This is a genomic window from Streptomyces sp. NPDC043176 (assembly GCF_056436715.1).
Map to the genome: position 1 here is coordinate 22,903 of NZ_JBWKCA010000005.1, position 25,877 is coordinate 48,779.

Consider the following 25,877-nt stretch of genomic DNA (forward strand, 5'->3'; position numbering starts at 1 on the left):
CCGGGACACCCGGCGCCGGATCCCAGGACATAGCGTCGGTCTGACGATTACACTGGAGGGGTGCCTCAACTACGCCTCGCCCTGAATCAGATCGACTCGACTGTCGGAGACCTCGCCGGGAACGCCGAGGCGATCGTGCACTGGACCCGGCACGCCGCCGGACAGGGCGCGCATCTCGTGGCGTTCCCCGAGATGGCGCTGACCGGATATCCCGTGGAGGACCTCGCGCTGCGCTCCTCCTTCGTGGAGGCGTCCCGGGAGGCCCTGCGCGGGCTGGCCCGGCGCCTTGTCGAGGAGGGGTTCGGGGAGCTGCCGGTGGTCGTCGGCTACCTGGACCGCTCGGAGCGGGCGCAGCCGCGCCTCGGCCGGCCGGCCGGGTCGCCGGAGAACGCCGCGGCCGTGCTGCACCGCGGCGAGGTGGCGCTGCGGTTCGCCAAGCACCACCTGCCCAACTACGGCGTCTTCGACGAGTACCGCTACTTCGTGCCGGGCGACACGCTGCCGGTCGTCCGCGTCCACGGCGTGGACGTGGCCCTGGCGATCTGCGAGGACCTCTGGCAGGAGGGCGGCCGGGTGCCGGCGGCGCGCTCGGCGCGGGCCGGGCTGCTGCTGTCGGTGAACGCCTCGCCGTACGAGCGGGACAAGGACGACACCCGGCTCGAACTGGTCCGCAAGCGGGCCCAGGAGGCCGGGTGCGTGACCGCGTACCTGGCGATGACGGGCGGTCAGGACGAGCTGGTGTTCGACGGCGACTCGATCGTCGTGGACGCGGCCGGCGAGGTGATCGCGCGGGCCCCGCAGTTCGTCGAGGGCAGCGTGGTCCTCGACCTGGAGCTGCCGGCGGCCGGGGCCGACGCGCCCGAGGGCCTGGTGGACGACGGGCTGCGGATCGACCGGGTGGTGCTGTCCGACGAGCCGCTCCCGGCGTACGAGCCGGAGCTGACGGGCGGGTACGCGCACCGGCTCGAGGACGACGAGGAGGTGTACTCGGCGCTGGTGATCGGCGTCCGCGCGTACGCCGCGAAGAACGGTTTCCGTTCGGTCCTGATCGGCCTGTCGGGCGGCATCGACTCGGCGCTCGTCGCCGCGATCGCCTGCGACGCGCTCGGCGCGGAGAACGTGTACGGGGTCTCAATGCCCTCGAAGTACTCCTCCGACCACTCGCGCGGCGACGCGGCCGAGCTGGCCCGCCGCACCGGGCTGAACTACCGGACGGTGTCGATCGAGCCGATGTTCGACGCGTACACGGGGTCGCTCGACCTCACCGGCCTCGCGGAGGAGAACCTCCAGTCCCGGCTGCGCGGCACGACCCTGATGGCGCTCTCCAACCAGGAGGGGCACATCGTCCTCGCACCCGGCAACAAGTCCGAACTGGCGGTGGGCTACTCGACGCTGTACGGCGACTCGGTCGGCGCGTTCGGGCCCATCAAGGACGTGTACAAGTCGGACGTCTTCCGGCTCGCGCGCTGGCGCAACCGGGCGGCCGAGGACCGCGGCCAGACGCCGCCGATCCCGGAGAGCTCGATCACCAAGCCGCCCAGCGCCGAGCTGCGCCCCGGGCAGGTCGACACGGACTCCCTGCCGGACTACGAGGTCCTCGACGCGATCCTCGCGCTGTACGTGGACCGGGACCGGGGCAGGGACGAGATCGTGGCCGCCGGGTTCGACGAGGAGCTGGTGACGCGGACGCTGCGGCTGGTGGACACGGCGGAGTACAAGCGGCGCCAGTACCCGCCGGGCACCAAGATCTCGGCGAAGGGCTTCGGCAAGGACCGCCGGCTGCCCGTCACGAACCGCTGGCGGGAGACGACGGCCGGCTGACCGCCGGCCCGTCCGCCGTGAGGGGGCTTCCCGCGACGACGCGGGAGGCCCCCTTCCCCGTACCGGTGCGGTCGAGGAGGCCGGCCACCGCCGCGATCACCAGGCCGACGACGGTGAGGCCCGCGCCGACCAGGGCCGGCGAGGTCCAGCCCCATCCGGCGGCGACCGCGGCCCCGCCCGCCCAGGCGCCGCCCGCGTTGGCGAGGTTGAAGGCGGAGTGGTTGGACGCGGAGGCGAGCGTCGGGGCGTCCTTCGCCTTGTTCATGACCAGCATCTGGAGCGGGGTGGTGGTCATGAAGCCGACCGCGCCGAGCACGACGACGGTGACCAGCGCCAGCCAGGGCACGTGGACGGTGAAGCGGAAGGCGACCAGGGCGAGGACGAGGGCCGCGAGCGAGCCGTAGAGGGTCGGGCGGAGCGCCCGGTCGGTCAGCGGGCCCGCGGCGAGCGCCCCGCCGGTCATGCCGAGGCCGAAGAGGGCGAGGACGATCGTGACGGTGGAGTCGCCGAAGCCCATCACCTCGGTCGTCATCGAGGCCAGGTAGGAGTAGACGGCGAAGACGCCCGCGAAGCCGAAGACGGCGGTGAGCAGGCCGAGCAGCACCTGGGGCCGGCCGAGGGCGCGCAGCTCGCGGCCGAGTCCCTGGCGTTCGTCGACGGGTACGTGCGGGACGAGGCGGGCGAGGGCGGCGATGGCGAGCAGGCCGATCGCGGAGACCACGAGGAAGGTGGCCCGCCAGCCGAGGTGCTGGCCGAGCAGCGTCGCGGCGGGTACGCCGAGGATGTTGGCGACGGTGAGGCCGAGGAACATCGTGGCGACCGCCCGGGCCTGCCGGTCCTCGCGCACGAGCCGGGCGGCGACGACCGCGCCGAGGCCGAAGAACGCGCCGTGCGGGAGGCCGGCGAGGACCCGGCCCGCGACGAGCCAGCCGAAGCCGGGGGCGAGCGCGGAGGCCAGGTTGCCGACCGTGAAGAGGGCCATCAGCAGGAGCAGCATCCGCTTGCGGGGTATCCGCGAGCCGAGCGCGGTGAGCAGCGGGGCGCCGACGACCACCCCGATCGCGTACGCCGAGACGAGGTGTCCGGCGGTGGGGACGGAGGTGCCGAGGTCGTCGGCGACCTGCGGGAGGAGGCCCATCATCACGAATTCGGTGGTGCCGATGCCGAAGGCGGAGACGGCGAGCGCGAGCAGCGCCAGGGGCATGGGGAAGGCCTTTCCGGAAGTTAGTTCTTCGACGGAACAAAGCCTCCCAGGTGTTTTCTTCCTGTCGGCGACCGGGGCGTGAAGGGGAGGTTTCAGAGCTTCACGCGGGCGGCGACCGGCAGGTGGTCGCTCATCGTCCGCGGCAGCGCCCAGGAGGACACCGGCTCGACGCCCTTCACCATGATCTGGTCGATCCGCGCCATCGGGAACGAGGCGGGCCAGCTGAAGCCGAAGCCGTCGCCGGCCGCGCCCTGGGTGGACCGCAGCTGCGAGGTGACGGCGTTGAGCGCGCGGTCGTTCATGGTGCCGTTGAGGTCGCCGAGGAGGACGATCCGCTCGTGCCGGTCGTCGGCGATGGCCTCGCCGAGCGCGTCGGCGCTGCTGTCGCGCTGGTTGGCGGTGAAGCCGGCGTTCATCTTGACCCGCACGGACGGCAGGTGGGCGACGTACACGGCGACCTCGCCCCTGGGGGCGACGACGGTGGCCCGCATCGCTCGGGTCCAGCCCATCCGGATGTCGACGGGCTGCGCGGCGCGCAGCGGCAGCTTGCTCCAGAGCCCGACCGTGCCCTGCACGGAGTGGTACGGGTACGCCTCCGCGAGGCCGCGCTCGTACGTCGGGACCATGTCGCCCTTGAGCTCCTCCAGGGCCAGCACGTCGGCGCCGGAGCCGGCGAGGTCGCGGGCGGTGCCCTCGGGGTCCGGGTTGTCGGCGTTCACGTTGTGGGTGGCGACGGTCAGGTCGCCGCCGGGGGTCGACTTGTCGGCGACGAGGCCGCCGAAGAGGTTGAGCCACACCACGGCCGGCAGCAGCAGGGCGATCAGGGCGGTGGCGGAGCGGCGCACCAGGGCGAGGACGAGCAGCAGCGGCAGGAAGAGGCCGATCCAGGGCAGGAAGGTCTCGGTGAGGCTGCCGAGGTTGCCGATCCTGTTGGGGATGTCGGAGTGGAACACCATCAGGAGGGTCAGCGCCACCGCGGCGAGGGCGAGCAGGATGCCGCGGCGCCAGATGCCCGGATCGCGGCGCAGCCGGTCGAGCGCGGCCCCGAAGCGGGACCCGGAGCGCCCGTCCCCGGCGTCGCCGTGCTCGGTCTCCGTCATGTCCACCCGCGCCATCGCACTGTCCTCACTGCTGCCTTGCCGTCTTGCGTGACCCGGTGTCGACACTAGGCGATCCCGGGTCCGTCGTACTCCCCCAGGGACGACACAGGGGCGTGGCGGGTTCCTGCAGGTGGCGCGGGCGTCGCCCCTGTGACAGAACGCGCACATTCGCGCGGCTCGGCGCTTTCGCGCGACTCGGCACCTTCGTACCGCTTCGGATCAGGCGCGGGGGCGCAGGCCCTCCAGCACCGCGTCGACGACCCGTTCGGCGAGGCCGGGGTCCAGGGTGGCGCCGGGACGGATGACGGTGCGCAGCAGCAGCGGGCCGGTGAGGAGGTCGTTGACGAACTCGACGTCGAGGTCGTCGCGGATCTCCCCCTGCTCGATGCCGCGCCGCACGGCGTCCAGGCCGAGCTTCCTGCGCGGTTCGATGACGGTGTTCTGGTACGCGTCCCAGAGCTTGGGATAGCCCTGCATCTGCGAGAACACGTGGTGCAGCACGGCGGAGCTCCGCTTGGCGAGGCCGCGCCGCCGCAGCGACTCCAGGAGCGCGACGAGGTCGTCCCGCACGGAGGTGCCGGGCAGCGCCGGGTCCGGGGGCTCCAGCGAGCGGACCAGGTCGACGAAGAACTCCTCCTTGCCGGCCCACCGGCGGTAGATGGTGGCCTTGCCGACACCGGCGGTGCGGGCGATCCGCTCGACGGACAGGTCGGCGAGCGGAACGCCCTCGTCCAGGAGTCCGGTCGCCGCGTCGAAGATGGCCTGCTCCACCGCCTCGCTGCGCGGCCGCCCCCGGCGGGCGGGGGCGGCCTCGGGCCGGGTCGCGGGCTCGGCGGGGTCGGCGGGGCCGGTCACGGGTGGGCGCCCCTCGTCGCGGGGGTCCGGGGTCCCGCCGTCCTGCAGCGACACGTGCGCTCCGCCTCTCGTCCGGTTGGTGGCCTGGTCGGTTACCGTCGGGCCGATTCTCCCGCCTCGCCGCCGGGCGCGGGTACCGAGTCCCGCCCGGCGTCGCCGGCGCCGGGGTCCGTCGGCGTACGGCCCGGGAGGAAGGCGGCGACCACGGCGGCACCGGCCAGGGCGATGACGGTCGAGGCGATCGCGGTGACGTGCATGGCGTCGAGGAAGGCGTCGTAGGCGGGGGCGACCAGGCCGCGGCCGGCCGGGCCGAGCTTCTCCGCGACGGCGAGCGTGGCCTCGACGGACTCGCCGGCCGTGGCGCGCAGGGCGGCCGGGACGGCGCCGAGGTGCCCCTCGATCTCGCCGCGGTAGGTGGAGGAGAGCACCGAGCCGAGGACGGCCACGCCGAGCGCGCCGCCGACCTGCCGGAAGGTGTTGTTGATCGCCGAGCCGGAGCCCGCCTTCTCGCGGGGCAGCGCCTGCATGATCGAGACGGTGACCGGGGGCATGATGTGGGCCATGCCCGCCCCCTGGAGGAAGAACACGACCTCGAGGACCCAGACCGGCGTCGAGGCGTCGAACAGGGCGAAGGCGGCGAGTCCGAGGGCGACGAGCAGCATGCCTCCGGTGCACACGGCCTTGGCGCCGAAGCGCTCCACGACGAGCCGGGCCCGGGGCGCGAAGACCATCTGCGCGACGGCGAGCGGCAGGATGAGCAGCCCGGACTGCAGGGCGCTGTAGCCGCGGACGCTCTGCAGGTAGAAGGCGGAGAAGAAGGTGACGCCCATGAGGGCGAAGAAGACGAGCGCGATCGCGGCGACGGCCGCGGAGAACGCGGGCTTCCGGAAGTGGCTCATGTCGATGGCGGGGTGGTCGCTGCGCTTCTCGTACAGCACGAAGCCGGCGAGGACCGCGAGGCCGCCGAGGGCCGGGGCGAGGACGGTGACGTCGGTGAAGTCGGCCAGCTCGCCGCCGCGGATGATGCCGTACACGAGGAGGACCAGGCCGACGACGGAGAGCAGCACGCCCGGTATGTCGATCCGGCCGGGCTCGGGGTCCCGGGAGTCGGGGACGAGCCAGAGCATCAGCGCGAAGGCCAGGACGACGACGGGCACGTTGACGAGGAAGATCGATCCCCACCAGAAGTGTTCGAGGAGGATGCCGCCGGTGATGGGGCCGATCGCGATGGCGAGGCCGACGCTGCCGGCCCAGATGCCGATGGCCTTGGGCTGCTCGTCGCGCTCGAAGGCGTTCATGAGGACGGCGAGGGTGGCCGGCATGACGAACGCGGCACCGAGACCCATCACGGCCCGGTAGGCGACGAGTTCGCCCGGGGAGCCGGAGAAGGCGGCGAGGGCCGAGCCGATGCCGAAGACGGTGATGCCGAAGAGCAGCACCTTCTTGCGGCCGAGGCGGTCGCCGAGCAGGCCGGACGTGAAGAGGAGTCCGGCGAAGACCAGCGTGTAGGAGTTGATCGACCACTCCAGCTCGCTCTGGGTGGCACCGATGCCGGTGGGCGCGGGGGCGGCGATCGTCCTGACCGCGACGTTCAGGATCGAGTTGTCGAGGACGACGATGAGCAGGCTGAGCATGAGGACGCCGAGGACGGCCCAGCGGCGCCGGTGGACGGCCTCGGGCACGCGGGACGGGGCGGGCTGCGGTGACATGTCCACCACCCTAGAGGAATTTCGATACGAGACCGTCTCGTATCGAAAAACCTGACCGAGGCTTTACGTTGCGCCGGTGTGAACAGCGCCACTCGCGCCCACTTCCCCGGCCGCCCGGCGAAGTGCCACCATGGATGTGGTCCGGGGACGCCGTGAGGGCGCCTCGAGATGACACAACAAGGAGCCGTTCACCATGACGCTTCAGGCTGCCCAGAAGACGCCCGCCGACAGCAGCAAGGCGCTGTACGGCGGCAAGGGCTCGCGCCGCCTCACCGTCCACGACATCGCCGCCGCCAAGGTCCGCGGCGAGAAGTGGCCCATGCTCACCGCCTACGACGCCATGACCGCCTCCGTCTTCGACGAGGCCGGCATCCCGGTGATCCTCGTCGGGGACTCCATGGGCAACTGTCACCTCGGCTACGACACCACCGTGCCCGTCACGATGGACGAGATGACGATCCTCTCCGCTGCCGTCGTCCGGGGCACCAGGCGCGCCCTCGTCGTCGGCGACCTACCCTTCGGCTCGTACCAGGAAGGGCCCGTCCAGGCCCTGCGCAACGCCACCCGGCTGGTCAAGGACGCGGGCGTCAACGCGGTCAAGCTGGAGGGCGGCGAACGCTCGCTGCCCCAGACCGAGCTGCTCGTCCAGGCCGGCATCCCCGTCATGTCCCACCTGGGCCTGACCCCGCAGTCCGTGAACACCATGGGCTACCGGGTGCAGGGCCGCAGCGACGAGGCCGCCCACCGGCTGCTCAGCGACGCCAAGGCGGCGCAGGACGCGGGCGCGTTCGCCGTCGTCCTGGAGCTCGTACCGGCCGAACTGGCCGCCGAGGTCACCCGCTCGCTGCACATCCCGACCATCGGGATCGGTGCCGGCGCCGGCACCGACGCCCAGGTCCTCGTCTGGACCGACATGGCCGGCCTCACCGGCGGCAAGGTCCCGCGCTTCACCAAGCAGTACGCGAACCTCCGCGAGACGCTCGGCGACGCCGCGCGCGCCTTCGCCGAGGACGTGTCCGGCGGGGCGTTCCCCGCCGAGGAGCACACCTTCCACTAGCCCTCCCCGGACCGTCCGGTCCGGACCGTGACGGCACAGGACCGGACGAACCGGCACGAGCCACTGCGGCACCACCTACAGCCCGCCGACATCCCCCATCGGCGGGCTGTAGGCCTTCTGTAGGAGGACTGTCGGTGGCGCCTGGTCTAGTGACGACCATGACGCGATCACACATCAACGCCGTCGAGGTCCGGGGCCTCGTGAAGCACTTCGGCGAGACGAAGGCCCTCGACGGGGTCGACCTCGACGTACGGGAGGGTACGGTCCTCGGAGTCCTCGGCCCCAACGGCGCCGGGAAGACCACCCTCGTCCGCTGCCTGTCGACCCTGCTCGCCCCGGACTCCGGGACCGCCACCGTCGCCGGCTACGACGTGGTGCGGCAGCCCCGCCAGCTCCGCCGCACCATCGGCCTCACCGGCCAGTACGCCTCGGTCGACGAGAAGCTGTCCGGCTTCGAGAACCTCTACATGATCGGGCGCCTGCTCGACCTCTCCCGCAAGGACGCCCGGAGCCGCGCCGACGAGCTCCTGGAGCGCTTCTCGCTCACCGAGGCCGCCAAGCGGGCCGCGATGACCTACTCCGGCGGCATGCGCCGCCGGCTCGACCTCGCCGCGTCGATGATCGGCAAGCCCGCCGTCCTCTACCTGGACGAGCCGACGACCGGCCTCGACCCGCGGACCCGCAACGAGGTCTGGGACGAGGTCCAGCGGATGGTCTCCGAAGGCGTCACCGTCCTGCTCACCACCCAGTACATGGAGGAGGCGGAGCAGCTCGCGAACGAGCTGACCGTCATCGACCGCGGCCGGGTCATCGCCAACGGCAAGGTCGACGAGCTGAAGGCCAAGGTCGGCGGCCGCACCCTGAAGATCCGCGCCGTGGACCCGGCCGACCTCGGCCCCATGGCGGCCGCGCTGCGCGAGACGGGGCTCGACGGCGTCGCCGGTTCGACCGTCGTGCCCGACGAGGGGGCGCTGTACGTGCCGATCCTCACCGACCAGCAGCTGACCGCCGTCGTGGGCCTGCTCGGCGCGCGCGGCTTCGGCATCGCCCACATCGGCACCCACCTGCCCAGCCTCGACGAGGTGTTCCTCGCGATCACCGGCCAGAAGTCGACCGTGTCCGACACGCTTCCCGAGGAGGTCGCCGCATGAGCGCCACCACGACCACCACCCAGCTGTCCGAGTCCCCCGTCGACGCCCCCGGGCCCGGCCCGGCGCCGGCGCGCAAGGTCTCCGGCGAGGGCCGGATCGGCCTGCGGGCCAACCTGCGCCACATCGGCGCGCTGGCCCGCCGCAACGCCCTCCAGATCAAGCAGGACCCGGAGTCGATGTTCGACGCCGTCCTGATGCCGATCATCTTCATCCTGCTGTTCGTGTACGTCTTCGGCGGCGCGATCGCCGGCAAGGGCAACAACGACGCGTACGTGAACTACGTGACCCCCGGCCTGATGGCGATGATGGGCATGAACATCGCCATGGGCGTCGGGGTCGGCATCAACGACGACTTCAAGAAGGGGGTGATGGACCGCTTCCGGACGATGCCGATCGCCCGCTCCTCCGTCCTCGTCGCCAAGATCGTCGTCGAGGTCGGCCGGATGATGATCGCCACCGCGATCCTGCTCGGCACGGGCTTCCTGCTCGGTCTCGAGATCAAGACCTCGTTCGTCGAACTGCTCGCCGCCATCGGCCTGTCGGTGGTGTTCGGCGCCTCGCTGATGTGGATCTTCATCCTGCTCGGCCTGACCATGAAGACGGCCCAGGCGGTCCAGGGCATGGCCATGCTCGTCCTGATGCCGCTCCAGTTCGGCTCCTCGATCTTCGCCCCGCCGACCTCGATGCCCGGCTGGCTGGAGGCCTTCACCGACTACAACCCGCTGTCCAACCTGGCCGACGCCGCACGAGGCCTGATCAACGGCGGCCCGGTCGCCCACTCGGTGTGGATGACCCTCGGCTGGGCCCTGGCCATCACCGTCGTCACGGCGCCGCTGGCCGTCGCCAAGTTCCGCAAGAAGACCTGACCCGGAGCGGGGGCTCAGGACTCGGCGCGCTCACTGATCGCGTCGGCGGCGCGACCGAGCAGGGCGGCGGCCTCCTCCAGGGAGAGGCCGCCGCCTTCCGCGTGCGCCACCGCGAACTCGTCCTCGCCGATCACGGTCTTGACCAGGGCGGTCGCCCGGTCCAGGTTCTCCCGCTCCAGCGGCGGCGGCAGGTGTTCCGGCGGCACCAGGCCGTCCCGGGCACCGAGCAGCACCGCCGCGGTCCGCGCCGCCTCCGGCCCGCCGAGCCCCGCCAGCGCCCAGGCGGCGTTGGCCAGATGGATCGCCGGCATCTGCGGGGCGACCATCATCGACAGCGCGCCGAGGGAGCGCTCGTACGCCGACGCGGCGAGGTCGAGCCCCGAGCCGTACCGGCCGTCCAGGTTGTCCAGCCAGCCCAGGCTGCCGATCGCGAAGCCCTCGAAGATGGACAGGGTCGCGGAGTCGAACTCGCCCCGCAGCAGGTGGAGGTGCTCCCGGGCCTCGGCGGTCCGGCCGGTGCGGCCGAGCGCCAGGGCGAGGAACAGCCGGGCGCCGAGCACGGGTTCGTGCCCCCACTCGTGACCGCCGTCCACGATCTCCCGCAGGATCGCCTCGCCCTCGTCGAGCCGTCCGGTCTCGACCAGGGTGCCCGCGTACCGGGCCCGCAGCAGCGCCATCTGCGACTGGGCGCCGATCCGCTCCGCGTAGCCGATGGCGGCCGCGAAGTCCTCGGCCGCGCCCTCGAATTCGAGCCGGCGCTCACGGGCCTCGGCGCGGGAGGACAGCGCCTCGGCCGCGCCCCAGGCGTCGCCGAGACGGACGAAGATCTCCAGGCTCTCCTCGGCGTCGGCGCCCGCCTTGTCGGCCCAGTCGGACCGGTTGGCGAACATGTTGGCGCGCATCTGGAGGGCGTTGGCCAGCTCCCAGTCGTAGCCGTGCCGGCGGCAGGCGTCGACGGTCGCGTCGAGGAGCTCGCGCAGCCGGCCGGCCTCGCCGATGATGAGGACCGCGAAGATCCCGAAGGATCCGGGCAGCCGGCAGGTCTGGGGCAGGCCCGGCTCGTAGACGGCGGTCATCTCCCTCAGCCGCCGCACCCCCTCGGGGGTGGTCCAGCGCGCCGTCTCGTGGTCCATGTTGAGGAGTTCGACCAGCCGCACTCCGCGCCTCGCCTCCCAGCGCTGCTCCTCGGAGAGCGGCGGCGGCAGGGCGGTGCACGGCTCGTGCAGGGGTACGACGGGGGCGGCGGGCGGCGCGAACGGGTCCGGGCCCAGGGCGGCGGCGGCCCGCGCCCAGTGCAGGGCGTCGCCGCGCAGGTCGCGCATCTGCCAGTACCAGAGCAGCGCGTGGACGAGGACGAGCGCCTCGTCCTCGTCGTGGGCGGCGACGGCGCGGCGCAGCGCCGTGCGGATGTTGCCGTACTCGGCCCCGAAGCGGGCGATGGCCTCGACCTGCCCGGCACCGCGCAGCTCGGGGTCCGTACGACGGGCCAGCTCGCGGTAGTACGTGAGGTGGCGGTGCTCGGTCGCCGCCCGCTCCCCCGCCTCGTCGAGCCGCTCCCCCGCGTACTCCGCGACGGTCTCCAGGAGCCGGTAGCGCATGCCGGCCTCCCCGGGCGCGGCGACCACGAGGGACTTGTCGACGAGGGAGCCGAGCAGGTCGAGGACGTCGGAGGGGGCCGGGAGGGAGCCACGGGCGTGGGCGTCGGAGGGGGCCGGGAGGGAGCCACGGGCGTGGGCGTCGGTGCGGGCGTCGGCGATGGCGCCCGCACGGGCTCCGGCCCCGGCTCCGACGCCGGCACCGGCCCTGACCCCGGCCCCGACGCTCGCTCCGGCTCCTGCGTCGGGGGCTCCGCAGACCGCTTCCGCGGCGTCCAGCTCGCAGCCGCCGGTGAACACCGACAGGCGGCGCAGGACGGCCCGTTCGGGCGCGTCGAGGAGGTCCCAGGACCAGTCGACGACGGCGCGCAGGGTCTGCTGGCGGGGCAGCACGGTCCGGGCCCCCGAGGTCAGCAGCCGGAAGCGGTCGTCGAGCCGGTCCGCGATCTGGCGCAGGGTCAGCATCCGCAGCCGGGCCGCGGCCAGCTCGATCGCCAGCGGCAGCCCGTCCAGGCGCCGGACGATCTCGGCCGCCGCCTCCGGGTCCTCCCCGGTCCGGAAGCCGGGGCGGACCGCCGCGCCCCGCTCCCCGAACAGACGCAGCGCGGTCTCGGCCGGCAGCGGTCCCAGCGGGCGCAGCACCTCGCCCGGCACCCCCAGCGGCTCCCGGCTCGTCGCCAGGACGCGGAGCCCGGGGCAGCGGGCGAGGAGGGTCTCGGCCAGGCCCGCGGCGGCCTCGACGAGGTGCTCGCAGTTGTCGAGGAGCAGCAGCATGCGGCGCCCGGCGCAGTGCTCGACGAGCCGGGCGAGCGGGTCGTCACCGGCGCGGAGCTCCTCGGCCCCGGCGCCGCGCAGAACGGTCTCGCGGGCGCCGACGGCGGCGAGGACGGCCTCGGGCACGGTCTCCGGGTCGCGGACGGGCGCGAGCTCGGCGACCCAGACCCCGTCCGGCCACGCTCCGGCGCCGCGCTCGGCCGCCTCCTGCGACAACCGCGTCTTCCCTGCCCCGCCGGTCCCGAGCAGGGTGACGAGCCGTGCGCCGCGCAGGTCCTCCCGGAGCGCGGCGATCTCGTCGTCGCGCCCGACGAAGCTGGTCAGCCGGGCCCGGAGGTTCCCGGGACGGCCGGCGACCCGTGGGGCCGCGGCGGGCCCGGAACCGGGCTGCGAGGGGGCGTGGGCGTCGGCTCCCCGCGCCCGGCCCGCCCGGGTGTCCGGTGCGGTGTCCGGTGCCAGCAGTTCCGCGTGGAGGGCGCGCAGGGCCGGCGACGGGTCGGTGCCGAGACGGGTGGCGAGGGCGCGGCGGACCGACTCGTACGCGGCGAGCGCCTCGGCGGCCCGTCCGGTGTCCCTGAGGGCCCGGATCCGCAGGGCCTGGAGGAGCTCGTCCAGCGGGTGGGCGGCGCAGAGGGCGGTCAGCTCGGGGAGGGCGGCGGACGCCCCGCCGAGGGCGAGGGCCGCGTCGAGCCGGGCGCGGCGGGCGTCGAGCCTGCGGGCCTCCCAGCGGGTGGCCTCGGCCTCGCGGTCCGGCAGGTCGGCGCAGGCGGGCCCGCGCCAGAGTCCGAGGGCCTCGTCGAGGACGGCCGCGGCCCGTGCGGGGTCGCCTGCGCCGAGCGCGGCGACTCCTTCGGCCGCGAGGCGTTCGAAGCGGCGGGCGTCGACGTCCTCGGGGCGGGCGTCGAGCCGGTAACCGCCGTCGGCGGAGACCACCCTGTCCCTGCCGACGGCCTTGCGGAGCCGCCCGACGAGGGCCTGGAGCGCGGCGACGGCGTCGGCGGGCGGCTCGTCGCCGTGCCACACCTCGTCGACGAGGTCCGGCACGGGCACCGTCCGGCCGGCCCGCAGGACGAGGACGGTCAGCAGCGCGCGGACCCGCGGGCCGCCGACCGTGACGTCGGTGCCGTCGGGCGCGTGGGCGAGGGTGGGGCCGAGCACGGAGTAGCGCACGGGCCCCATTCTCCGTGAGACGGTCCCCGGCCGAGGAACTCGCCCCGTCACCCGGTACGTTTCCCCCGCAGACCAGCCCTCCGTCCCTGGGAGTTCCGCGATGACCACGGCCACCACCCGGCGCCACGAACGGCGGATCAGCCCCGTGTTCCTGGCGATCCTCGCCGTCATGGCCGTGACCGGCTGGGCGGTGTGGACGGACTTCGCCGCCTTGCCCGGCCTGGCGGTCTTCCTCTTCGTGACCTCGGCGTGGGTGGTGTCCCTCTGTCTCCACGAGTACGCGCACGCCCGTACGGCGCTGCACGGCGGGGACATCACGGTGGGCGCGAAGGGGTACCTGACCCTCAACCCGCTCGCCTACACGCACGCGGTGCTGAGCGTCGTCCTGCCGGTGCTCTTCGTGATCATGGGCGGCATCGGTCTGCCGGGCGGGGCGGTCTTCATCGAGCAGGGCCGGATCAAGGGCCGCTGGAAGCACAGCCTGATCTCGGCGGCGGGCCCGCTGGCGAACGTCCTGTTCGCGCTGGTCTGCACGGCCCCGTTCTGGCTGGACGCGCTGGACGGCGTGCCGGTCGCGTTCCGGTTCGCGCTGGCGTTCCTGGCGTTCCTCCAGGTGACCGCGGCGCTCCTGAACCTGCTGCCGGTGCCGGGGCTCGACGGCTACGGGGTGCTCGAGCCCTGGCTGTCGTACAAGGTGAAGCGGCAGATCGAGCCGTACGCGCCGTACGGCTTCTTCATCGTGATCGCGCTGCTGTTCGTGCCGGCGGTCAACGGCGCGTTCTTCGACACGATCGACGCGCTGATGCGCTCGCTCGGGGTGCCGGAGGCGAGCCGCTACTGCGGTTCGCAGCTCTTCCGGTTCTGGGAAGAGACCCCGGAGTCCTGCCAGGTCTGAGCCCAGGGCCCGGTCAGGGCTCGGGCCGGGGTCGCCGGACGGCTCCGGGCCGGGGTCGCCAAACGGCTCCTAGGCGTCCGCGGCCGCGGACGCCTTCTCGGCCTTGGCGCGGCGGAGGTAGTACCAGGCCATGTTGGAGGACAGGCCCGCGAGGAGGACCCAGATCACGCCCAGGAAGTTGCCCTGGACGAAGGAGACGACGGCCGCGGCGACGGCCAGGGCGCAGACCACGAGGGCGTAGAGGGCGAGGCGGGGCATGGGGGACGGCTCCTGTCCGGGTACGGCTGATGGTGCCCGTCCAGTGTCCCCCATGCCCGGAAGCGTCCGGTCTCCGGCTCCGCGCCCGGCGGTGGCGGCTCAGATGTCGGTGACCCGCAGCCCCGCGTGGGCCTTGTAGCGGCGGTTGACCGAGATGAGGTTCGCGACGAGCGACTCGACCTGGTGGGCGTTGCGCAGCCGGCCGGCGAAGACGCCGCGCATGCCGGCGATGCGGCCGGCGAGGGCCTGGACGATCTCGACGTCGGCGCGCTCCTCGCCGAGGACCATCACGTCCGTGTCGATCTCCTCCAGGGAGGCGTCCTGGAGGAGGACGGCGGAGAGGTGGTGGAAGGCGGCGGTGACCCGGGACTCCGGGAGCAGCGCGGCGGCCTGCTCCGCGGCGGAGCCCTCCTCGGGCTTCAGGGCGTAGGCGCCCTTCTTGTCGAAGCCGAGCGGGTTGACGCAGTCGACGACGAGCTTGCCGGCGAGCTCCTCGCGCAGGGACTCCAGGGTCTTGGCGTGCCCGTCCCACGGCACGGCGACGATCACGACGTCGCTGCGGCGGGCGACCTCCGCGTTGTCGGCGCCCTCGACGCCGTGGCCGATCTCCGCGGCGACGTCGCGGGCGCGGTCGGCGGCCCGGGAGCCGATGAGCACCTGCTGGCCGGCCTTGGCGAGCCGGTAGGCGAGGCCGCGGCCCTGGTCGCCGGTGCCGCCGAGCACGCCGACGACGAGACCGGAGACGTCGGGGAGGTCCCACGGGTCCTTCGGGGCGGGCTTGCTGTCAGTCGTAGTCATGGCCCCGACATTACCGACCGGTCGGGGCCGGGGGCTCCCGTACGGGTGGAAGGTCGGCAACCGGCCGCGCGGCGGGCGTGGCTGGGGCAGGATGCGGGCCCATGGATGCCGTACGGGTCGCGTTGCTGCGGGAAGTGCTCGCCGGGACGGAGTGGCCGGCGGCGGCCCGCCGGTTCGCGGGGGCGCTCAGGTCGTCGGTCGTCCCGCACCGGGGCGGGCTGCTCCTGGTGGGCACGGAGGAGTACGAGCCCTGGCACCTGGCGGCGCACCTGGTCGACGAGTCCGCCTGGTCGGGGCTCCCCGAGCTGGCGCCGACGCTGGTACGGCACCGGGTGCGGCCCGGTGATCCGGCGCACCTGGCGGTCGGGCTGGGCCGCCTGGAGGCGGCGGGGCGCGGGGTGACGCTGCTGATGGTGGCGCCGGACCGGCCGGACGCGGGCCTGCTCCAGCGGGTGCACGACGCCCGGCGGGCGGGGGCGACGGTGCTCTCCCTCGACGGCGGCGACGCGGAGGTGCGGGGGCTCGCCCATGAGGCGCTCACGGTGGCGCGGGACGCGGGTGTGGACCTGGACACGGTGCAGCACCTGGTGAGCGCGGCGGCCGGTGAGAACAGCCTGCCGTCCCCCCGCGGCGGCCGGCGCCTGCGCGACCGTCTCTCCGACCTCGCGGACCGGCTGACGGCCCCGCCGCCGGCCCGCTGGTAGCGGGGCCCGGGCCGGGGCCCGCGGGGCCGTAATTCGGTTGCCCCCGGCAGGTGGCGGACGGAGCATGGCCCCTCGTGTCCTCCCCCCTTCTTTCCAAGCTCTCCGGTCTGCTGCCCGATACGGCGCCGTGGCGGTCGTCCCCCGACTTCCGGCTGCTGTGGGTGCAGGGGCTCGTCACGTACTTCAGCAGCGCGATGGCGATGATCGCCCTGCCGCTGCAGATCAAGGAGCTGACGGGTTCGCCGCTCGCGGTCGGCGCGATGGGCGCGGTCGAGCTGGTGCCGCTGGTGGTGTTCGGCCTGTACGGCGGGGCGCTCGCGGACGCGGTGGACCGGCGCAAGGTGATCCTGGGGACGGAGGCGGGGCTCGGTGTCCTGGCCGGTCTGCTGCTGCTCAACGCACTGCTGCCGGATCCGATGCTGTGGCCGCTGTACGTGGTGGCCGCCGGGGTCTCGGCGCTCGCGGGGCTCCAGCGTCCGGCGCTGGACTCGCTGCTCGCCCGGATCGTGCCGCACGAGCAGCAGACGGCGGCGGCCGCGCTGAACTCGCTGCGCTGGCAGATGGGCTCGATCGCGGGTCCGGCGATCGCGGGTCTCGTCGTGGCGTACGCGGGGCACGCGCCCGCGTACGGGGTGACGATCGCCGGCTTCGCGGTCTCGGTCCTGATGTGCCGCCGTCTGTCGCCCGCGCCCGCCGCGCACGACGCGGAGAAGCCGTCGCTGCGGGGCATCGCGGAGGGCGCGCGGTACGCCTGGTCGCGGCCGGTGCTGCTGGGCACGTACGCGATCGACCTGGCGGCGATGTTCTTCGCCTTCCCCAACACGATCTTCCCGTTCCTCGCCGACGAGCTGGACGCCGACTGGTCGCTCGGCCTGATGTACGCGGCGGGCTCGGTGGGCTCGCTGGTGCTCGGGCTGACCAGCGGCTGGACCTCGAAGGTGCGGCGGCACGGGCTGCTGGTGGTCGGGGGCGCGGCGGGCTGGGGTCTGGCGATCGCGGCGGCCGGCTGGTTCGGGAACGTCTGGGCGGTGCTGCTCTGCCTGGCCTTCGCGGGCGCGGGCGACATGCTGAGCGGGCTCGGCCGGGCCACGATCTGGAACCAGACGGTCCCGGAGGAGCTGCGCGGCCGGCTCGCCGGCATCGAGGTGCTCTCCTACAGCGTCGGCCCGCAGCTGGGCCAGGTCCGGGCGGGTGTGATGGCCGGCTGGACGGGCACCCGTGCGGCGGTCTGGTCGGGTGGCGTGGCCTGCGTCGCCTCGGTGGGGCTGCTCTGTCTGGCGCTGCCCAAGCTGCTGACGTACGACTCCGACACGGACGAGGACTCGCTGCGCCGCAAGGCCCGGCAGGACGAGGTCCGGCGGCAGGAGGCCGAGCGGGAGGACCGCCAGGGGGCCGCCGGGACCGTGTGAGCGGTCCCGGCGGCCCGGGCGCGGTCACTCGTCCGGCGTCCGGTCCTTCCCGGCCTCGTCGTGCCAGCGCGGGTCGGTCTCCCACTCCAGGTTCCGCTCGCGGGCGGTCTCCATGGCGTGGGCGGCCTCCTCACGGCTGGCGTACGGGCCGAACCGGTTCTTGGCGGGGCACTCGGGGCCCTCCTCGACCTTCTTGTGCTCCAGGCAGTAGTACCACTCGCCCGGCTTGCCCACGGTGCGCTTCTTGAACAGGGCCATCGTCGTCGGCTCCTTCCTCCGAGACCATGCTGCCCCACGCCCGGTCGTTAGACTCGCTGGCATGTCTGGCCAGTCGCTTCTCGTACCGGGGGAGCTCTCCCCCCACCGCTCCGTTCCGGGCTCCATCCGCCGCCCCGAGTACGTCGGGAAGCCCGCACCCGCCCCGTACACCGGGCCCGAGGTGCAGGATTCCGACACCATCGAACGGATGCGGATCGCCGGCCGCATCGCCGCCCAGGCGATGGAGGAGGCCGCCAAGCACATCGCTCCCGGTGTCACCACCGACGAGCTCGACCGGGTCGCCCACGAGTTCATGTGCGACCACGGCGCCTACCCCTCGACCCTCGGCTACCGCGGCTTCCCGAAGTCGCTGTGCGCCTCGATCAACGAGGTCATCTGTCACGGCATCCCGGACTCCACGGTGCTGCGGGACGGCGACATCGTGAACCTCGACGTGACGGCGTACATCGACGGCGTCCACGGCGACAACAACGCCACCTACCTGTGCGGTGACGTCGACGAGGAGTCGCGGCTGCTCGTCGAGCGGACCCGGGAGTCCCTGAACCGGGCGATCAAGGCGGTCAAGCCGGGCCGCCAGATCAACATCATCGGGCGGGTGATCGAGTCGTACGCCAAGCGCTTCGGCTACGGCGTCGTCCGCGACTTCACCGGACACGGCATCAACTCGTCGTTCCACTCCGGTCTGATCGTCCCGCACTACGACTCCCCCCACCACACCACCGAGATCAAGACGGGCATGACCTTCACGATCGAGCCGATGCTGACGCTCGGCACCCACGACTACGACATGTGGGACGACGGCTGGACCGTGGTGACCAAGGACCGCAAGCGGACCGCGCAGTTCGAGCACACGCTCGTCGTGACCGAGAACGGGGCCGAAATCCTTACGTTGCCCTGACCGCGCGAAGGGGTACGTTTTTACCGACAGGACGTCGGGAACCAGTTGACTTAGGCAAGCCTAACTCGGCAGGATCGTCACTGGTTCCCGTTCCATCGGTCTCGGAGGCACGCCTTGGACACGCCCTTCTCCACCCTGATCCGTACGGCCTCGCACGAGCAGCACACGGAGGCGGAGACGTCGTCCTTCATGGGAGACCTGCTGGGCGGACGCCTGGCCGTCGACGCCTACGCGCGGTACACCGAGCAGCTCTGGTTCGTGTACCAGGCCCTGGAGGAGGGGGCGGAGGCGCTCCGCGACGACCCGGTCGCCGGGCCGTTCATACAGCCCGAGCTGTTCCGCACGGCCGCCCTGGAGCAGGACCTCGCCCATCTGCGCGGCCCTGACTGGCGCGCCGGGCTCTCCCCGCTGCCCGCGACCGTCGCGTACGCCGAGCGGGTCACCGAGTGCGCCCGCGACTGGCCGGCCGGTTACGTGGCCCACCACTACACGCGCTACCTGGGCGACCTGTCGGGCGGTCAGATCATCCGCGACAAGGCGGAGCGGACCTGGGGCTTCGCCCGCAAGGGCGACGGCGTGCGGTTCTACGTCTTCGAGGAGATCTCCAACCCGGCCGCGTTCAAGCGGACGTACCGCGAGCTGCTCGACGGGGTGAACGCCGACGACCTGGAGAAGCAGCGGATCGTCGACGAGTGCAAGCGCGCCTTCCACTTCAACAGCGCGATCTTCCACCAGCTGGGCGGCGAGTTCCCGCTCAGCGCCTGACCGGCCGGCGACCGGGTGCCCGCCGCGCGGGCGCCCGCCGCCGGGGTTCAGCGCGTGAGCGTTCCCTCCAGGCGGACCCGTCCGCCCAACTCCACGATGCCGTCAGGGCCGGGCGCGGTGAGCAGCTGCGAACCCCGGCCCTGCGTGATGTTCAGGGCGCGCCCCAGCTCCGCCGTGAGGAGCAGCGCGGCCGCGCCGGTCGCCTCGTCCTCGTCGATGCCGTCACCGCGCCCCGGGAAGCCCCGCGCCCTGATCCGGCCCGCCGCCTCCTCCTCCCAGGCCCAGGCGTAGATCCACTCGCCCGGCTCGGGCACGTCGAGCGCCTCCACCTCGGCGGCGGAGCCGTACTGGCGCAGCGTCCGGGGCGGCGCCCAGTCGGCGCGCGCCTCGATCCAGGTGAACTCCCCGTCCCCGCGCACCCACACCTCGCCGGCCGCCGGGCGGACGACCTCCAGGTCGAGCAGCCAGGCGGCGCCGATGAGGGGGTACCCGGCGAAGGGCAGTCGCACGCTGGGCGTGTAGATGTCGATGAGCCCGCGCTCCGGGTCGTCGACGAACACCGTCTCGCTGAAGCCGAGTTCCTTGGCGAGCGCCTGCCGGGCGGCCTCGTCGGGGTGGGAGCGGGCGTCCCGTACGACTCCCAGGGCGTTGCCGTGCCGGCCGTCGCCCGTACAGAAGACGCGGAGGACGTCGATGTCAGTGGCGGTCGTGTTCATGGCGGAATTCAACCACCGCCGGTACGGCGGCGGGGCCGGGACCGGCGATCGGTCGCGCCCCGTCCGCGGGGAGGGCGGCTGGTCAGGAGCCCGCGGTCCGGCGGCGTACGGCGATGACGACCGCCGCGCCCGCGCCGGCCGACCCTCCTTCGGAGGCGCTTGGCGCGGAGTTGCCGAGCCGGGTGTGCCGGCAGCCGGCGGAGGTGTTCCCGCATCCGCGGACGGGCGCCCCGCCGGTCGCCACGGTTCGCGGTGGTGGTGGCGACGGACCGCGCGGGGCCCGTGGCGCCGACACGTACCGAGGAGTAAACCAAAGGGGGACAATTCCCCCTGCTTGACCTGTCCTTGACCAAGCCATGAGAGCCCCGTGAGGACCCTGTGACCGGGCCGTGTCCGGTTCGCCGGGCCTGAGAGCTGAATCACTGGACGGGTGGGTATCGCTGAGGTAAGCCTCGGTTAAGTTAGGTCCGCCTCACCCACGTCCCCCCGTTCCTGGAGCCCTCATGCGAGCCGTTCGCCTGTCCGTCGCCACCGCCGCCGTGACGGCGGCCGCCCTGACCGCCGTCACGGGCTGCGCCGAGAAAAGCGACTCCAAGGCCGACGACGGCACCGTGACGGTCGTCGCCAAGGACGACTCCTGCGAGGTCTCCCAGAAGGAGTTCCCCGCCGGCCACGTGAAGCTGGCCGTCGAGAACCGCGGCTCCAAGGTCACCGAGGTCTACGTCCTCTTCCCGGACGACCGGATCGTCACCGAGCGCGAGAACATCGGCCCCGGCACCAAGGCCACCATCACCGCCGAGATCAAGGCCGGCGACTACGCCATCGCCTGCAAGCCCGGCATGAAGGGCGACGGCATCCGCCAGCAGGTCAAGGCGACCGGCAAGGACACCGCGACCGCCAAGCGCTCCCCCGAGATGGACGCGGCCGTCGCCGCCTACCGCCAGTACGTCCAGGCGCAGGCCGACGCCACCCTCCCCAAGGTGAAGGTCTTCACCGACGCCGTCCGCGCCGGTGACGTCGAGGCCGCGAAGAAGGCCTACGCCGAGTCCCGCATCGGCTGGGAGCGCACCGAGCCCGTCGCCGAGTCCTTCGGCGACATCGACCCCAAGGTCGACGTCCGCGAGGACGGCCTGGAGGAGGGCCAGGACCCGGCCAAGGACTGGACCGGCTGGCACCGCCTGGAGAAGGCGCTCTGGCAGGACAAGAAGATCGGCGACCGCGAGAAGCAGCTCGCCGACCTCCTCGACAAGGACCTCGCGGACTGGGTGAAGCGCGTCGGCAAGGCCGAGATCACCCCGACCTCGATGGCCAACGGCGCCAAGGAGCTCCTCGACGAGGTCGCCAGCGGCAAGGTCACCGGCGAGGAGGAGCGCTACTCGCGCACCGACCTCGTCGACTTCAAGGCGAACGTCGAGGGCGCGCAGAAGTCCTTCGAGCTGCTCAAGCCGGTCGCCACGAAGAACGACCCGAAGCTCGTCGCCGAACTCGACAAGCAGTTCGCCGCGCTGAACACGCTGCTCGACAAGTACCGCGCCGACAAGACCGGCTACGTCTTCACCTCGTACGACAAGGTCGGCAAGGCCGAGCGCAAGGAGCTCTCCGACGGCGTCAACGCGCTGGCCGAGCCGCTCTCCAAGCTCGCCGCCGCGGTCGTCAAGTAGTCGTCGGACCACGAGGGACGGGACCAGGGACATGTCCGAGGAGACCCAGGAGCAGACGGCGGCCGAGGCCGCCGCGCCCTCCCGCCGCAAGGTGATCGGCTGGGGCGGTGCCGGGCTGGCGCTCGGTGCCGCCGCGGCCGGCGGCGCCGTCGCGCTGACCCGGGACGGCGACACCGCCGTGCCCGTCGCCGACAGCGGCGCGGCCGTCCCGTTCCACGGCGCGCACCAGGCCGGCATCGCCACCGCCGTACAGGACCGGCTGCACTTCGCCTCCTTCGACGTGAAGACGAAGGACCGCGCCGAGCTGGTCCAGCTCCTCAAGGACTGGACACGGGCCGCCGAGCGGATGACGGCCGGCGCCGAGGTCGGCGAGGGCGCGTACGGCGGCCTGCCGGAGGCACCGCCAGACGACACGGGCGAGGCCCTCGGCCTCAAGCCCTCCCGCCTCACCCTCACGATCGGCTTCGGCCCCTCGCTCTTCGACGGGCGTTTCGGGCTGAAGGACAAGCGACCCGGGGCCTTGGTGGATCTGCCCAAGTTCCCGGGCGACAACCTGGATCCGGCGCGCAGCGGCGGCGACATCTGCGTGCAGGCCTGCGCGGACGACCCGCAGGTCGCCGTGCACGCCATCCGCAACCTCGCCCGGATCGGATTCGGCAAGGTCGCGGTGCGCTGGTCGCAGCTCGGCTTCGGCAAGACGTCCTCGACGACCCCGGACGCCCAGACCCCGCGCAACCTCTTCGGCTTCAAGGACGGCACCCGCAACATCGCGGGCACCGACACCGAGCGGCTCGCCAGGCACGTGTGGGTCTCCGGCAAGGACGCCCAGGGCGGCGCCGCCTGGATGGACGGCGGCTCCTACCTCGTCGCCCGCCGCATCCGCATGAACGTCGAGACCTGGGACCGCACTCCGCTCGCCGAGCAGGAGGACATCTTCGGGCGCGACAAGCGCGAGGGCGCTCCGGTCGGCAAGGCCAAGGAGCACGACGAGCCGTTCCTGAAGGCGATGAAGCCGGACTCGCACGTCCGGCTCGCGCACCCGGACAGCAACAACGGGGCGACGCTGCTGCGCCGCGGCTACTCCTTCACGGACGGCACGGACGGCCTCGGCCGCCTGGAGGCGGGCCTGTTCTTCCTGGCGTACCAGAAGGACGTCCGCACCGGCTTCATCCCGGTGCAGACCTCGCTCGCCTCCGACGCGCTCAACGAATACATCCAGCACGTGGGTTCGGCGCTGTTCGCCGTCCCGCCGGGCGTCCGCGACAAGGACGACTGGTGGGGCCGGACGCTGTTCTCCTGACGGAGCTGACGGAGAAGGGGCACCGACGTGTTCGGTAACTATCTGATCGGCCTGCGCGAGGGCCTCGAGGCCAGCCTGGTCGTCTGCATCCTCATCGCCTACCTGGTGAAGACCGGCCGCCGTGACGCGCTGAAGCCGATCTGGATCGGCATCGGCGTGGCCGTCACGGTCGCCCTGGCCTTCGGCGCCGGGCTCGAGTTCGGCTCCCAGGAGCTGACCTTCGAGGCGCAGGAGCTGCTCGGCGGCTCGCTGTCCATCGTCGCCGTGGTCCTGGTGACCTGGATGGTCTTCTGGATGCGGCGCACGGCCCGGCACCTCAAGGCCGAGCTGCACGGCAAGCTGGACGCGGCCCTGCGGATGGGCACGGGCGCGCTGGTGGCCACCGCCTTCCTGGCGGTGGGCCGCGAGGGCCTGGAGACGGCGCTCTTCGTGTGGGCGTCGGTCCGGGCCTCGTCGGACGGCACGTACGAGCCGCTGGCCGGGGTCGTCCTCGGCCTGCTGACGGCCGTCCTCCTCGGCTGGCTGTTCTACCGGGGCGCGCTGAGGATCAACCTGGCGAAGTTCTTCACCTGGACCGGCGGCATGCTCGTCGTGGTGGCGGCGGGCGTCCTCGCGTACGGCGTGCACGACCTCCAGGAGGCGCGCTTCCTCGGCGGCCTCGCGGACAAGGCCTTCGACGTCTCGGCGACGATCCCGCCGGACAGCTGGTACGGCACCCTCCTGAAGGGCGTCTTCAACTTCCAGCCGGATCCGACGGTCCTTCAGGTCACGGTGTGGGCGCTGTACCTGATCCCGACGCTCGTTCTGTTCCTGGCCCCGATAGGGTCGGGTCCGTCCGTGCGGGTGAAGAAGCAGAAGGCGACCGATGAGAAGGCTGAGGCTGCGGCGAGCGCCGAGACGGCCGGTTGAGCTACTGGCGGCGACGGCGGCGGCGACCGCCCTGGCCCTGACCGCGAGCGGCTGTGTGACGGTGCACGGCGAGACGGCACTGCTGCCGCCGGCGACGAAGGCCGAGGCGGCGCAGGCCGTCGCGGACTTCACCGTCGCCTACAACCGTGCCGACAAGGCGTACGACCCGGCCCTGGACGCGGGCCGGGTCACCGGTCCGCTCGGGGAGATCAACCAGGCCGGGCTGCGCGCGCGGTCGATCAACACTCCCGGCGGCAACAAGGAGCACAAGCCCCTCGAACTCACGGACACCCGGTTCGTGCTGCCCCGGAAGGCCGGCTGGCCGCGCTGGTTCGTCGCCGACACCGACTCCAACCGGGACGTCGACGGGGGTTCCGCCGACCAGCGCTGGCTCCTGGTCTTCGTGCGCAACGGGCCCCAGCAGCTGTGGGAGGTCGCCTACCTCGGCATCCTCGACGAGAAGGGGGTGCCCGAGTTCGCGGAGGAGGCCGGGTACGCGGTGCCGGTCGCCGCGGACGACGCCGCGCTCGCCGTCGCGCCCCGCAGCCTCGGCAAGGAGTACGTCTCCTACCTCAAGGGCGGGCAGGGCCCGTTCGCGCCGGGCGCGCACACCACGGAGTGGCGGGCGCAGCGGGAGAAGGCCGCCAAGCGGCCGGGACTCGCCACCCAGTACGTCGACCGGACCACCGACCAGGGCGACTTCGCGCCGCTCGGGCTGCGGACGCGGGACGGCGGCGCGCTCGTCTTCTTCGCGACGCGGCACTTCGAGCGGCAGACGACGGCGCCGGGCTACCGGCCCAAGGTCGGCCCGGACGTCAAGGCGCTGCTGACCGGCGAGATCAAGAACACGGTCACCCGGGAGTGGGTGTCGAGCCAGACGGTCCTGGTGAGGCCGGCGGGCGCGGACCGGGACTCCGTCACGGTCACGAGCCGCCTCCAGGGCGTGGTGGGCGCGGTGGGCTCGTAGCCTCCGGCCCGGCAGGGTTCAGCGGACCGGCAGCCCAAGGGGCGGCGGACCAAGGGCCCGAGGGGACGTCGGGCCGGGGGCCCGAAGGGCCGGAGCGCCAACGGGACGTCGGGCCGGGCGCCCGAAGTGTCGGAGCGCCGAGGGCTCCGCGGGTCAGCGGGTCAGCGGGTCAGCGGGTCAGCGGCCAGGCGATCTCGTGGGCGGGGTGGTCGCCGTCGCCGTCCGCACCGCGCTCGGCCGCGTGGCGCGCGCAGGCGTCCTGGAGGGTCTCCAGGAGGTTCAGCGGGTCGGGCAGCGGGTGCTCGGGGCCGCGGACCCAGGCGACGACCGGGTGGGCGTCCTCGTCACCGGGGAGCCGGGCCGGCGGTACGAGCACGTAGCTGCCGCGGCAGTGCCAGCGCAGCCCGGGGTGCTCGTCCATGGTCTCCGGGTGGCAGTCGAGCTCACACGGCCACCACTCGTCCTCGTCCTCGGGGGTGCCTCGGGTGGCGGTGAAGAAGAGCATGCGCCCGCCGACGGTGTCGACGTCGGCGGACTCGGCGACCGGGCCGACCTCGACGCCCTCCGCGAGCAGGCGCTCCAGGGCGGCGCGGCCTGCGGCCAGCGGCACGTCGAGCACGTCGTGGACCATGCCGGTGGCGGTGACGAAGTTCGCCTCGGGCTCGTTCCTGGCCCAGCGCTCGATCTGCGCGTGGTCGGTGGTCGACTGTGTCTGCCAGGCGAAGGAGACGGGATGCCGGGCCGGGGTCGGACAGCCGATCCGCTCACAGGAGCAGCTGTAGCCCACGGGGTACGCGGCGGGGGCCAGGGGCAGCCCGGCGGCGGCGGTGGCCAGGAGCAGCTTCTCGCGGCCGTTCCCGTCGTCGGCCGCGGTGCGTTTGGGGCGCCTGCGCAGCCACTGTGCGAGCCTGCTCTCCGTGCCGCGGTAGCGGCCGATGCCGTCGCCCATCTATCCCCTCACACCTCATGCTCGCCCGTTCGGCTCTGCCCATGGTCCCACCATCCTGCGCCCCGGG

Annotated in this window: 23 protein-coding genes; 13 read left to right on the forward strand and 10 right to left on the reverse strand. The window is 73.0% G+C overall.

All coding sequences use genetic code 11. The features are described from left to right. The first annotated feature begins 60 nt into the window (after window positions 1-60). Window positions 61-1,821, forward strand: coding sequence for an NAD+ synthase (locus tag AC067A_RS09350; protein WP_478616776.1), 1,761 nt, complete (start codon window positions 61-63; stop codon window positions 1,819-1,821). Here the strand turns inward: AC067A_RS09350 and AC067A_RS09355 are convergent. The 4 genes from AC067A_RS09355 to AC067A_RS09370 form a co-directional block, all read right to left on the reverse strand. Further along, entirely contained in the window at window positions 1,787-3,025 is a 1,239-nt protein-coding gene (locus AC067A_RS09355) for an MFS transporter (protein ID WP_478616779.1), read from the reverse strand. The genes AC067A_RS09350 and AC067A_RS09355 overlap by 35 nt on opposite strands. Before the next feature lie 92 nt (window positions 3,026-3,117). Further along, the gene (locus tag AC067A_RS09360) at window positions 3,118-4,140 is read right to left on the reverse strand and encodes an endonuclease/exonuclease/phosphatase family protein (RefSeq protein ID WP_478616782.1); all 1,023 of its coding nucleotides are present in this window, start codon (window positions 4,138-4,140) and stop codon (window positions 3,118-3,120) included. A 204-nt stretch (window positions 4,141-4,344) separates the two neighbouring features. Continuing rightward, a complete protein-coding gene (locus AC067A_RS09365) occupies window positions 4,345-5,034 on the reverse strand; it encodes a TetR/AcrR family transcriptional regulator (protein WP_478616785.1) in 690 nt (229 codons plus the stop codon). Between the two features lie 38 nt (window positions 5,035-5,072). Next, window positions 5,073-6,689, reverse strand: a complete 1,617-nt coding sequence (locus AC067A_RS09370; protein ID WP_478616788.1) for an MFS transporter — start codon at window positions 6,687-6,689, stop codon at window positions 5,073-5,075. Window positions 6,690-6,882: 193 nt separating this feature from the next. Here AC067A_RS09370 and panB point away from each other — a divergent pair, with 193 nt between their 5' ends. The 3 genes from panB (at window position 6,883) to AC067A_RS09385 (ending at window position 9,763) form a co-directional block, all read left to right on the forward strand. Then, window positions 6,883-7,746 carry a 3-methyl-2-oxobutanoate hydroxymethyltransferase gene (gene panB, locus AC067A_RS09375; RefSeq protein ID WP_478616791.1) on the forward strand — a complete coding sequence of 288 codons (864 nt, stop codon included), beginning with the start codon at window positions 6,883-6,885 and terminating at the stop codon, window positions 7,744-7,746. A gap of 158 nt (window positions 7,747-7,904) precedes the next feature. Then, the gene (locus tag AC067A_RS09380) at window positions 7,905-8,897 is read left to right on the forward strand and encodes an ATP-binding cassette domain-containing protein (protein WP_478616794.1); all 993 of its coding nucleotides are present in this window, start codon (window positions 7,905-7,907) and stop codon (window positions 8,895-8,897) included. Continuing rightward, window positions 8,894-9,763 (forward strand): ABC transporter permease, encoded by an 870-nt coding sequence (locus AC067A_RS09385; protein ID WP_478616798.1) that lies wholly within the window; start codon window positions 8,894-8,896, stop codon window positions 9,761-9,763. The genes AC067A_RS09380 and AC067A_RS09385 overlap by 4 nt, the downstream gene beginning before the upstream one ends. A gap of 14 nt (window positions 9,764-9,777) precedes the next feature. Here the strand turns inward: AC067A_RS09385 and AC067A_RS09390 are convergent, their stop codons facing one another. Further along, on the reverse strand, window positions 9,778-13,311 hold the full coding sequence (locus AC067A_RS09390; RefSeq protein ID WP_478616801.1) for an AfsR/SARP family transcriptional regulator: 3,534 nt from the start codon (window positions 13,309-13,311) through the stop codon (window positions 9,778-9,780). 91 nt (window positions 13,312-13,402) lie between these two features. Between AC067A_RS09390 and AC067A_RS09395 the strand changes: the two genes are divergently transcribed. Continuing rightward, window positions 13,403-14,197, forward strand: a complete 795-nt coding sequence (locus AC067A_RS09395) for a site-2 protease family protein (RefSeq protein ID WP_478616803.1) — start codon at window positions 13,403-13,405, stop codon at window positions 14,195-14,197. 69 nt (window positions 14,198-14,266) lie between these two features. Here AC067A_RS09395 and AC067A_RS09400 read toward each other — a convergent pair whose 3' ends face one another. Beyond that, a complete protein-coding gene (locus AC067A_RS09400) occupies window positions 14,267-14,509 on the reverse strand; it encodes a hypothetical protein (RefSeq protein ID WP_478616806.1) in 243 nt (80 codons plus the stop codon). A 45-nt stretch (window positions 14,510-14,554) separates the two neighbouring features. Then, window positions 14,555-15,253: an NADPH-dependent F420 reductase gene (gene npdG / locus AC067A_RS09405; RefSeq protein ID WP_478616809.1), complete on the reverse strand. Its 699-nt coding sequence runs from the start codon at window positions 15,251-15,253 to the stop codon at window positions 14,555-14,557. Window positions 15,254-15,354: 101 nt separating this feature from the next. Between npdG and AC067A_RS09410 the strand changes: the two genes are divergently transcribed. Next, complete coding sequence (locus tag AC067A_RS09410; protein WP_478616812.1) at window positions 15,355-15,957, forward strand: hypothetical protein; 603 nt, start codon at window positions 15,355-15,357, stop codon at window positions 15,955-15,957. Window positions 15,958-16,031: 74 nt separating this feature from the next. Then, window positions 16,032-17,366, forward strand: coding sequence for an MFS transporter (locus AC067A_RS09415; RefSeq protein WP_478616815.1), 1,335 nt, complete (start codon window positions 16,032-16,034; stop codon window positions 17,364-17,366). Window positions 17,367-17,390: 24 nt separating this feature from the next. On the opposite strand, the gene AC067A_RS09420 is transcribed toward AC067A_RS09415, so the two are convergent. Continuing rightward, window positions 17,391-17,624, reverse strand: coding sequence for a hypothetical protein (locus AC067A_RS09420; protein WP_017238958.1), 234 nt, complete (start codon window positions 17,622-17,624; stop codon window positions 17,391-17,393). A 61-nt stretch (window positions 17,625-17,685) separates the two neighbouring features. On the opposite strand from AC067A_RS09420, the gene map reads away from it, so the two are divergent. Further along, complete coding sequence (gene map / locus AC067A_RS09425) at window positions 17,686-18,543, forward strand: type I methionyl aminopeptidase (protein WP_478616819.1); 858 nt, start codon at window positions 17,686-17,688, stop codon at window positions 18,541-18,543. Between the two features lie 114 nt (window positions 18,544-18,657). Continuing rightward, window positions 18,658-19,308, forward strand: coding sequence for a biliverdin-producing heme oxygenase (locus AC067A_RS09430; RefSeq protein ID WP_478616822.1), 651 nt, complete (start codon window positions 18,658-18,660; stop codon window positions 19,306-19,308). A gap of 47 nt (window positions 19,309-19,355) precedes the next feature. On the opposite strand, the gene AC067A_RS09435 is transcribed toward AC067A_RS09430, so the two are convergent. Further along, on the reverse strand, window positions 19,356-20,024 hold the full coding sequence (locus tag AC067A_RS09435) for a PhzF family phenazine biosynthesis protein (protein WP_478616824.1): 669 nt from the start codon (window positions 20,022-20,024) through the stop codon (window positions 19,356-19,358). Between the two features lie 503 nt (window positions 20,025-20,527). Here AC067A_RS09435 and efeO point away from each other — a divergent pair. The 4 genes from efeO to AC067A_RS09455 are packed head-to-tail and all read left to right on the forward strand — an operon-like array spanning window position 20,528 to window position 24,861. Beyond that, on the forward strand, window positions 20,528-21,685 hold the full coding sequence (efeO, locus tag AC067A_RS09440) for an iron uptake system protein EfeO (protein ID WP_478616827.1): 1,158 nt from the start codon (window positions 20,528-20,530) through the stop codon (window positions 21,683-21,685). 31 nt (window positions 21,686-21,716) lie between these two features. Next, entirely contained in the window at window positions 21,717-22,985 is a 1,269-nt protein-coding gene (gene efeB / locus AC067A_RS09445) for an iron uptake transporter deferrochelatase/peroxidase subunit (RefSeq protein WP_478616832.1), read from the forward strand. A gap of 27 nt (window positions 22,986-23,012) precedes the next feature. Further along, entirely contained in the window at window positions 23,013-23,894 is an 882-nt protein-coding gene (efeU, locus tag AC067A_RS09450; RefSeq protein ID WP_478616835.1) for an iron uptake transporter permease EfeU, read from the forward strand. Beyond that, window positions 23,851-24,861 carry an SCO2278 family lipoprotein gene (locus tag AC067A_RS09455; protein WP_478616838.1) on the forward strand — a complete coding sequence of 337 codons (1,011 nt, stop codon included), beginning with the start codon at window positions 23,851-23,853 and terminating at the stop codon, window positions 24,859-24,861. The genes efeU and AC067A_RS09455 overlap by 44 nt, the downstream gene beginning before the upstream one ends. A gap of 169 nt (window positions 24,862-25,030) precedes the next feature. Here AC067A_RS09455 and AC067A_RS09460 read toward each other — a convergent pair whose 3' ends face one another. Further along, complete coding sequence (locus tag AC067A_RS09460; RefSeq protein ID WP_478616840.1) at window positions 25,031-25,810, reverse strand: bifunctional DNA primase/polymerase; 780 nt, start codon at window positions 25,808-25,810, stop codon at window positions 25,031-25,033. Window positions 25,811-25,877 lie beyond the last annotated feature (67 nt).

Bases quoted from the DNA above. Each gene is read 5' to 3' on its own strand.
- AC067A_RS09460 (WP_478616840.1), bottom strand. From the start codon at position 25,810: ATGGGCGACGGCATCGGCCGCTACCGCGGCACGGAGAGCAGGCTCGCA.
- map (WP_478616819.1), top strand. From the start codon at position 17,686: ATGTCTGGCCAGTCGCTTCTCGTACCGGGGGAGCTCTCCCCCCACCGC.
- AC067A_RS09355 (WP_478616779.1), bottom strand. From the start codon at position 3,025: ATGCCCCTGGCGCTGCTCGCGCTCGCCGTCTCCGCCTTCGGCATCGGC.
- AC067A_RS09360 (WP_478616782.1), bottom strand. From the start codon at position 4,140: ATGGCGCGGGTGGACATGACGGAGACCGAGCACGGCGACGCCGGGGAC.
- panB (WP_478616791.1), top strand. From the start codon at position 6,883: ATGACGCTTCAGGCTGCCCAGAAGACGCCCGCCGACAGCAGCAAGGCG.
- AC067A_RS09400 (WP_478616806.1), bottom strand. From the start codon at position 14,509: ATGGGGGACACTGGACGGGCACCATCAGCCGTACCCGGACAGGAGCCG.
- AC067A_RS09385 (WP_478616798.1), top strand. From the start codon at position 8,894: ATGAGCGCCACCACGACCACCACCCAGCTGTCCGAGTCCCCCGTCGAC.
- npdG (WP_478616809.1), bottom strand. From the start codon at position 15,253: ATGACTACGACTGACAGCAAGCCCGCCCCGAAGGACCCGTGGGACCTC.
- AC067A_RS09455 (WP_478616838.1), top strand. From the start codon at position 23,851: ATGAGAAGGCTGAGGCTGCGGCGAGCGCCGAGACGGCCGGTTGAGCTA.
- efeB (WP_478616832.1), top strand. From the start codon at position 21,717: ATGTCCGAGGAGACCCAGGAGCAGACGGCGGCCGAGGCCGCCGCGCCC.
- AC067A_RS09420 (WP_017238958.1), bottom strand. From the start codon at position 17,624: ATGGCCCTGTTCAAGAAGCGCACCGTGGGCAAGCCGGGCGAGTGGTAC.
- AC067A_RS09390 (WP_478616801.1), bottom strand. From the start codon at position 13,311: ATGGGGCCCGTGCGCTACTCCGTGCTCGGCCCCACCCTCGCCCACGCG.
- AC067A_RS09435 (WP_478616824.1), bottom strand. From the start codon at position 20,024: ATGAACACGACCGCCACTGACATCGACGTCCTCCGCGTCTTCTGTACG.
- efeO (WP_478616827.1), top strand. From the start codon at position 20,528: ATGCGAGCCGTTCGCCTGTCCGTCGCCACCGCCGCCGTGACGGCGGCC.
- AC067A_RS09395 (WP_478616803.1), top strand. From the start codon at position 13,403: ATGACCACGGCCACCACCCGGCGCCACGAACGGCGGATCAGCCCCGTG.
- AC067A_RS09370 (WP_478616788.1), bottom strand. From the start codon at position 6,689: ATGTCACCGCAGCCCGCCCCGTCCCGCGTGCCCGAGGCCGTCCACCGG.
- AC067A_RS09410 (WP_478616812.1), top strand. From the start codon at position 15,355: ATGGATGCCGTACGGGTCGCGTTGCTGCGGGAAGTGCTCGCCGGGACG.
- AC067A_RS09380 (WP_478616794.1), top strand. From the start codon at position 7,905: ATGACGCGATCACACATCAACGCCGTCGAGGTCCGGGGCCTCGTGAAG.